Origin of the sequence: Candidatus Magnetobacterium casense, from assembly GCF_019173545.1 — a bacterium.
Taxonomy (GTDB): domain Bacteria; phylum Nitrospirota; class Thermodesulfovibrionia; order Thermodesulfovibrionales; family Magnetobacteriaceae; genus Magnetobacterium; species Magnetobacterium cryptolimnobacter.
The window spans coordinates 1-1,856 of the sequence record NZ_JABXWD010000549.1; the positions used below are offsets into that span (position 1 = coordinate 1).

A 1,856-nucleotide genomic window follows, 5' to 3' on the forward strand; every position below is an offset into this window, starting at 1 on the left:
AGCGAAAGGAACAGAATGTCAAAAACCCCCCGCCGACGCCGTGGAACATATGGAGATATAATGGATGCCGCCCTTGTTGGAGCTGGTGCTGCATACGAGCTTTCTAAAGGTCGTAGTCGCAGCTTATCCCGTACCCCTGCCCGTGCTTTCAAACGTGCCCGTGGATCCTCCTCAACCCGCCGATGGGTTGGTCGGAGTGCTTCCCGCTCTGGAGATACACCCGGTGGCCGTGGGTATATCCGTGGATCTGCCCGTGGAGGTACATCCCGTTTTAGAAGACGTATCAACAAGTTGAACGGCTTTAGGAGCTTCCCTAATATCAATGAAACTTTCATTGATTCTCATGTCTCCTTCTCCCATAAACTTCAAGCTTCACTTGATGAAACAGGGGGCAACGCCACTGATGATTCACTTCATTTCTGTATCTTCCCTGTTCGTATCAATGATATTGAACCTTATTATATTCCTGATGAATTCTTTACTTCTCCTCTCACTTTTGGTAGATTGGCTGGCCCAGTTGATCAATACGCCCGTGGCTATCCAGTCAACCAGCTACTCCAGTACTATAACAACTACGTTGTGAAAGGTGCTGAGCTGAAAGTTGACGTCAGAGTCGTTGACCGCAACCCCGGAGGGGCTGCTATAACTGAAGACCAGGCCTGGTATCAAACAGGCCAGGTTACAGTTCCTGTCAACATCACCCTCATCCGTGTGAAAGAGGAGGAGCTAAACTACATTTGTAATCAACTACCTGAAATATTGAAGGAAAACAACTCACAAGTTGATTTCAACACACCTCAACTCTTTAACTATGACAGGGTCATGCGAGAGCAATTTGGATCCATCCCCCTGACACTTCACCCTGGTAGAAGAGAAGGGGTAGTAGGAACCAAGTGGAACGCTGCAGTGGCCAATGAAACATCCCCATCTTCCATCGTTGAGAAACTGTCTGACAGTTACTCTCACGCTGACAACACTCTCACTCCACCCACTAATGGATTTATCGGTGTAACCGAAACAGCATCTGTGAATATTGGCAGCACTGGCGCCAAAATAGTTCACCACCCGGACGACAAACATTACGTAGTAATGGTCGCCTGGATCAACCCCTCAGTACTGAGAGACTACTTCGTTGGCGGTCCAAACGACCGCGACGTACAGTTGGTCTTCGATGTACACTTGAGACAACAAGTCGCCTTCGGTGACGTTGTATCCATCAAAGCCGGTATTAGTAGCGGCACTGAAATCATCACCCGGAACGCAGTGACTCCTCTTTTATTGAAACGTAGTGTAAATTAATAAAATAAAAAATATAACGATTAAACAGTATGTTTAGAATGAAATGAAAAAAAAAAGCGACGCAGTCATACATTCCGTAAAAATCCGGAGCAAGGTGACGCTGCGGAGGCAAACACATCTAGCAATCACCCGGTTTAGGTTCAGCTCCGTAGGGGGGTTTATGATCCCCCCGAAGGAGTTTAGGTTAAGGCCGAAGGCTTTAGGTTTAGGTTTTTAGGTTTTTTGGTTTTCCTGGCTAGTGGCTAGCCTCTATGTCTACCCTACCCCATCTATCTGGTTAGTGGCTAGCCATCCGACATGGAGTATGGACCTGGAGGAATATGGCTAGTGGCTAGCCAGTAGACGTGAGGTTGTAGTGTAGTATTACCTACAACCTCGCGTCCCCGTCCCCGTGTCCCCTGGTTAGTGGCTAACCATTTTGTAAATTCAGTGTATTGAGTACTTACGGAGCGAAAGGAACAGAATGTCAAAAACCCCCCGCCGACGCCGTGGAACATATGGAGATATAATGGATGCCGCCCTTGTTGGAGCTGGTGCTGCATACGAGCTTTCTAAAG

2 protein-coding genes are annotated in these 1,856 nt (G+C 47.7%); both read left to right on the forward strand.

All coding sequences use genetic code 11. The annotated features are described in order from the left end of the window. The first annotated feature begins 64 nt into the window (after positions 1 to 64). Positions 65 to 295: a hypothetical protein gene (locus HWQ67_RS17420; protein WP_218253967.1), complete on the forward strand. Its 231-nt coding sequence runs from the start codon at positions 65 to 67 to the stop codon at positions 293 to 295. Further along, the gene (locus HWQ67_RS17425) at positions 292 to 1,299 is read left to right on the forward strand and encodes a hypothetical protein (RefSeq protein ID WP_218253968.1); all 1,008 of its coding nucleotides are present in this window, start codon (positions 292 to 294) and stop codon (positions 1,297 to 1,299) included. Before HWQ67_RS17420 ends, HWQ67_RS17425 begins: the two co-directional genes overlap by 4 nt. Positions 1,300 to 1,856 lie beyond the last annotated feature (557 nt).